This window comes from Nostoc sp. NMS8 (genome assembly GCF_017115045.1).
Lineage (GTDB): Bacteria > Cyanobacteriota > Cyanobacteriia > Cyanobacteriales > Nostocaceae > Nostoc.
Genome location: NZ_JABXKK010000047.1, coordinates 1 through 5,103, shown reverse-complemented (window position 1 = coordinate 5,103; position 5,103 = coordinate 1). Strand labels below are relative to the sequence as shown.

Here is a 5,103-nt window from a genome sequence, read left to right as displayed (position 1 = left end):
TGATGGCATTATCTAGACTCCATAGATGATTCTTTTTGTCAATGCGTAAGTCCTAGCTACTTATTTTAAAGGTAAATAAATGTCTTGAGAATTAGGATTAAGGTAGGGACGGTGCAAGTCAATTGTATGCCGTGCAAAGTGTTGGTCAATAACCTTCATCCGTTCCTCCATCGCATTTTTACCTTTTTGCCAAGCTTCCAACAAAGCATTAGCGACGATTTGGCAACGGTTCATTCCAAAACTTTCTTGTGCTGCAAATTTTTGAGTTGGTTCTTCGGCTAAACCTAACCCTGGGGCTAAAAATTTGGTAAACAAAGGAATTTCGGGCTGGAAATAGGATTGATTTTCGATATAAACAGCCTGAAGGATTGTGCGGATTGCTGGATAGTCGGGGATTTCAAAGTAAAGTAGCCCCGAATCATAGCGTCCGTATGCAGAAGGGTTGTGGAGAACCTGAAAGCTAAAGGGAATCGAGGCTGCGTTTAATTGTAGTGTCAAGCTTTCCATGAGAGCGATCGCACCGGATGGCGTAAAGTTAAAGTAGATTCGCCCTGCTCCTAAATCGGCATCTGGATTACTTTGCCGTTCCTGTCCAACATTGCTAACTGCTAAGTAACAGCCGTTTTGCAGTCGATTTTTGGGCATCCAGATTGCTACCATGTCACCCACTTTGGTAGATTTCTTACTAGATTTTAGATGGCAATCTGGCTCAACATAAAGTGTTAAACCGCCTTTAGTCACCGCCATAGTTCCATCAGGTTCTTTTCGCAACACCTGCCATTGAGGGTCAAAGTAACCTATGCCGTGATTACTGGCGTGCAGTTGCTCATAAAAGTCCCAATCAATCTCCAAAATGGAATTGTCTGCTAAATTAAGCTTAGGTGGGTGATTAGTACTATCAGTATTGACGGCTAAAGTACTTTGTAGGGAGCCATTGTAATAGATTCCATAGAGAAAATTCCGTAGCAATAAAGAGAGATACTTCTGTTGTAAATCTACGGAATTTTGCTGAAATCTATCGGCTATTTTAGTCGGCAGAGCAAAGGGCTGATAATTGGGATGATAAATACAAAAGTTAGACTCAATCTGGATATTCTGAGCAATATCAAATAGAGAATTTAGCGATTGATTGATAGAAGAATTTAGCATTATCCAATCACAAATCAAAATTAAAAAAATATAATTCAGGAGTCAGTAATCAGAATTCAGAATTATGTGTTCTTCTTTAAATTATTCTGCTCACTAGTACTAACAACCACGCAACCGAGTTTTTTCGTAATAAATACGAAGTAACTGCTGTTCCTTTACAGGCTGAGGAAATTTATGGATTTTTGCCACAGGATTCAGAATTTCTGACTCTGATATCCCGAAGATGGTTAGTATCGCTTGCTCTGGCATTGTAAGTAAACTTTTTGCTACTTGAAGCATACAGAGTTCAGCATTATTAAAGTATTTATGGCACGTAATCGTATCCTGAATTTGATGAATCAGTGCTAGCCCCGCAAACTGGATAACACGCAAAATAAAGTCACTGCGGTATTCCAAAATCATGGGGAAAGCATTCACATAAGCTCTAATTAGGGCAATCAGTGAAGGTTGTAAAATCTCTAACGGTGTCAACGCCAAATGTAGAGATTCTTCTAACTCAATGGTGGGGTCTACTACCAGACTCTTGAGCCAAATTCTTAAGTAGCTTGCTAGTAAAGTTCCTAAATCAAAGGCTGGATCTCCCCAAGAACAAGCTTCCCAGTCAATTAGGCGTACTAGGCAATTGTCTAGTTGTTCCCACCTGGAATGAACTAAAATATTGTTCAATTTCAGGTCGTTGTGAGTCAAACAGGAAGGATTCCAGCTATATGCCAAATCAGCGATCGCAGATTCCAAACTCTCGTACTGTTGATAGAGAACATAGAATTTCAGCGCATCCGTGGGAACAGTCCCAAAAATCTCCGGACCCATTGACCCTAACCCTTGCGCCGGATTGTAAAAGCCATAGCGAAACTCTCCTTGAGGAGCAGTTGCCATAAAATTCTGATATTCTCGGCGGTTGTAGGTGGCGCGATGCAGTCCCGCTAAAGTAGTGCCGATGGCAGAAGCAATTTCTTGTGGAAAAATCTCATTGTTGTGGTATAATGTCGCAAGTCCCACATATTCACTCAAGTAACTGCGGACAAGAATAGAATTTTCTTCGTCAAAATGCACTACCAATGGCGTGATTGCTGAAGTGTTACCTAAAACTGGAAACTGTTGGAGCAACTGGTGAAATAGCCACTCCTGAAACAATTCATGAGGCGCGGCGTCATTGTTGTTAACGTTACGTTCTTGCTTCAGGAGCAGTTGGCGATTATCTGCTAAAGTCACCAGTATATTGAAATTGTTCTTACTACTTCCTGGCAACTCAGATTTATCTGATACGTCATCTTCTGAGCTACACAGACCCGCGTCTTGTAGATACTGGATAACGTTATGAGAAGACAGTGATAATACCATGTATTATTTCCTACTTCGTTAAATTACTTAAACTTATCTGTGGCACATTTGCTTGGTATTAACAGTTTTCAGTAGATAGGAATTAGTGCAATAAGGCAGATGTGAATAAAAATAAAGATTTGTACAATCTACTAATATCCCATATTTGGGAGATAAACCTGCCAAAATGGCACCAAGTTCTTTGCAATTCCTTTAAAATTTGCTCCAAGATACCGTCACATCTTTACACTTTATCAGCATAGTTACTTAGATACATCTAAAGTAAGTTTTGTGGTAGAGCTTTTTGATGTAGTACCATCTCCTTTTTGTGTGGCAAAGAAGCATCCCCAGCAAAAAACTGATGTTCAGTAGTCATCCTGAAAGCAGTGAAGAATTTCAATAATCCTTCGCGGTAAGAAGCATGACATTCAATGCTATTACTTTTATTTATCATCAGGAAGCCAAAAAAACCGGAGTTTTTCGGTAATTAGTAATTATTTTTTGATTTAATTTTCATAATTTATGGCTGAAAACCTTATTGTCACGTTATTTTCGTCACCTAAAAATTGTAGATGACTAGGGGCGATCGCAAACAAAGGCTACATGAGTGCTTCTTATGTAACTGCACTCTTGTCAAGGTTGAAACTTTAATATACGCCACGGATCTCGAAATAAATCCTTGCGGTTCCAGTTGGGAGATGTTGCGGAAATATTTGGGGTAAAACTGGGGTAATCTAAAAGGGTTAAGGTGTTTACAAAGCAGCAGTGTTCAACAAAAATTATGTCGTCCGATCAAAGTAGATTTTATCCCACGACGACGATGGTCTTCTAAACAAGCATTGGCTCCTATAATTGCAATTTGACACACGGGTGTAGATCCGTTAAACGGATTTTGCGCTCTTTTATACCCTATATTGTCAAGTTAGGCGCTTATATCCTGCATATAGATAACTTTTACCCTCACGACTGGAGAGCAAAATCTTGGGCATAGAATTACGCAGTTTCGTATTTCTCGACAACCTGCAACCTCAACATGCAGCATATATGGGAACAGTAGCCCAAGGCTTCTTACCATTACCAGGAGATACATCACTGTGGATTGAAATCTCTCCTGGTATCGAAATTAATAAAATTACGGATATAGCCCTGAAATCTGCCTCTGTCCGTCCGGGAGTACAGGTAGTTGAACGACTATACGGACTATTGGAAGTTCATTCTAGCTCCCAAGGCGAAACGCGAGCTGCTGGTCAAGCAATTTTGGCGTTCTTGGGAGTCCGAAGAGAGGAATGTCTTAAACCGCGTGTTATTTCTAGTCAGATTATCCGCAACATCGATGCTTATCAAACACAACTGATTAATCGCACGCGTCGGGGACAGATGCTACTAGCAGGACAAACACTATATGTATTAGAAGTGGAACCTGCTGCTTATGCCGCACTGGCTGCCAATGAAGCGGAGAAAGCAGCAAGGATTAACATTCTTGAAGTTCAAGCTGTAGGTAGTTTTGGACGGCTTTACTTAGGTGGACAAGAACAGGATATTCTAGCAGGTGCGGCAGGAGCGTTAACGGCCATTGAAAGTGTCGCTGGGCGGGTAAATTCTCTAGGTGGGCGTCAGGAGTAAAAGAGAGAAAATGGCAAATCGAGAGCATCTAACTTTACTCAAAGCAGGTGCAGTGACATGGATTGAGTGGAGAAAGAAAAATCCCCAAATTGAACCAGACCTCAGCGCCGCAAATCTGCAAGGCGATAACCTCAGAGGCGCAAACCTCCAGGGAGTAAACTTGAGGAGGGTAGATTTGGGTAATGCTTTACTCGTGCGAGCAAACCTCAGTGGTGCTGACCTCAGTAGTGCCAACCTCTACAAAGCCTTCCTAAATGAAGCGAACCTGAGTGCGGCTAACTTCAGTGTTGCTAATTTGACTGGTGCTATACTCAGATATGCAGATTTAAGTCATGCTAATCTGATTGGAGCAGACTTGAGTGGGGTTGATCTTAGAGGCGCTGCGATCGCATCTGCTAACCTCATTGGCACTGATTTAAGAGGGGCTAACTTGAGAGATGCCGATTTAGGTGCAGCAAAATTGATGCGGACTAATCTCTCCTTTGCCAACCTCATTGAAGCTAACTTGATTGACGCTGACCTCAGCGAAGCAAGTTTGTACGAAGCAGAAATGTTGGGAGCTTATCTTTACAAAGCTGACTTTTACAAAGCTAATCTGAACAAGGCTCACCTAAGTGGTGCCTACCTATTGCGGGCTAACCTCAGTGAAGCTGACTTGAGTCAAGCTAACTTGAGTTGGACTAACCTCAGAGGTGCGAATTTGGCAGGAGCAAATCTTAGAGGAGCTAACCTCAGAGGAGCCGACCTTAGGGGAGCTAACCTCAACAGCGTCAATCTTCAAGAAGCAATTATGCCTGACGCTTCAAAGCACAATTAGTTTACGAGAAAAAGTAATTGACGTTTAGATTCATTTTTTGAAATTTAGACTATAGCGGTTCTTAAGGGACTTCCAGAAAATAAACTATTCCATTAACAATAATGATAATCATTTTAAGGGGGGATGAAGGGGCTGCCGACGGCAGCCCCTTCATCCCCTTTTGTAGTAATTTGAATAATGATTGAGTTTTTGAG

At 41.4% G+C, this 5,103-nt stretch carries 5 protein-coding genes; 2 read left to right on the top strand and 3 right to left on the bottom strand.

Annotation, left to right across the window (positions count from 1 at the left end; translation table 11 throughout):
• Nucleotides 1–60: 60 nt before the first annotated feature.
• From HWQ39_RS08115 to HWQ39_RS08105, 3 genes are all read right to left on the bottom strand, one after another.
• Complete coding sequence (locus HWQ39_RS08115; protein ID WP_292843372.1) at nt 61–1,149, bottom strand: T3SS effector HopA1 family protein; 1,089 nt, start codon at nt 1,147–1,149, stop codon at nt 61–63.
• 99 nt (nt 1,150–1,248) lie between these two features.
• Nucleotides 1,249–2,490: a phosphotransferase gene (locus HWQ39_RS08110; protein ID WP_292843370.1), complete on the bottom strand. Its 1,242-nt coding sequence runs from the start codon at nt 2,488–2,490 to the stop codon at nt 1,249–1,251.
• 256 nt (nt 2,491–2,746) lie between these two features.
• Nucleotides 2,747–2,923, bottom strand: a complete 177-nt coding sequence (locus HWQ39_RS08105; protein WP_292843368.1) for a hypothetical protein — start codon at nt 2,921–2,923, stop codon at nt 2,747–2,749.
• Nucleotides 2,924–3,450: 527 nt separating this feature from the next.
• Between HWQ39_RS08105 and HWQ39_RS08100 the strand changes: the two genes are divergently transcribed.
• Both HWQ39_RS08100 and HWQ39_RS08095 read left to right on the top strand, forming a co-directional pair.
• The gene (locus tag HWQ39_RS08100) at nt 3,451–4,092 is read left to right on the top strand and encodes a hypothetical protein (RefSeq protein ID WP_292843366.1); all 642 of its coding nucleotides are present in this window, start codon (nt 3,451–3,453) and stop codon (nt 4,090–4,092) included.
• A gap of 10 nt (nt 4,093–4,102) precedes the next feature.
• Entirely contained in the window at nt 4,103–4,909 is an 807-nt protein-coding gene (locus tag HWQ39_RS08095; protein ID WP_292843364.1) for a pentapeptide repeat-containing protein, read from the top strand.
• Nucleotides 4,910–5,103: the final 194 nt, after the last annotated feature.

What these genes read in the sequence shown, in the direction of transcription:
- HWQ39_RS08115 (WP_292843372.1), bottom strand. Translation starts at nt 1,149, where the DNA reads ATGCTAAATTCTTCTATCAATCAATCGCTAAATTCTCTATTTGATATT.
- HWQ39_RS08095 (WP_292843364.1), top strand. Translation starts at nt 4,103, where the DNA reads ATGGCAAATCGAGAGCATCTAACTTTACTCAAAGCAGGTGCAGTGACA.
- HWQ39_RS08110 (WP_292843370.1), bottom strand. Translation starts at nt 2,490, where the DNA reads ATGGTATTATCACTGTCTTCTCATAACGTTATCCAGTATCTACAAGAC.
- HWQ39_RS08105 (WP_292843368.1), bottom strand. Translation starts at nt 2,923, where the DNA reads ATGATAAATAAAAGTAATAGCATTGAATGTCATGCTTCTTACCGCGAA.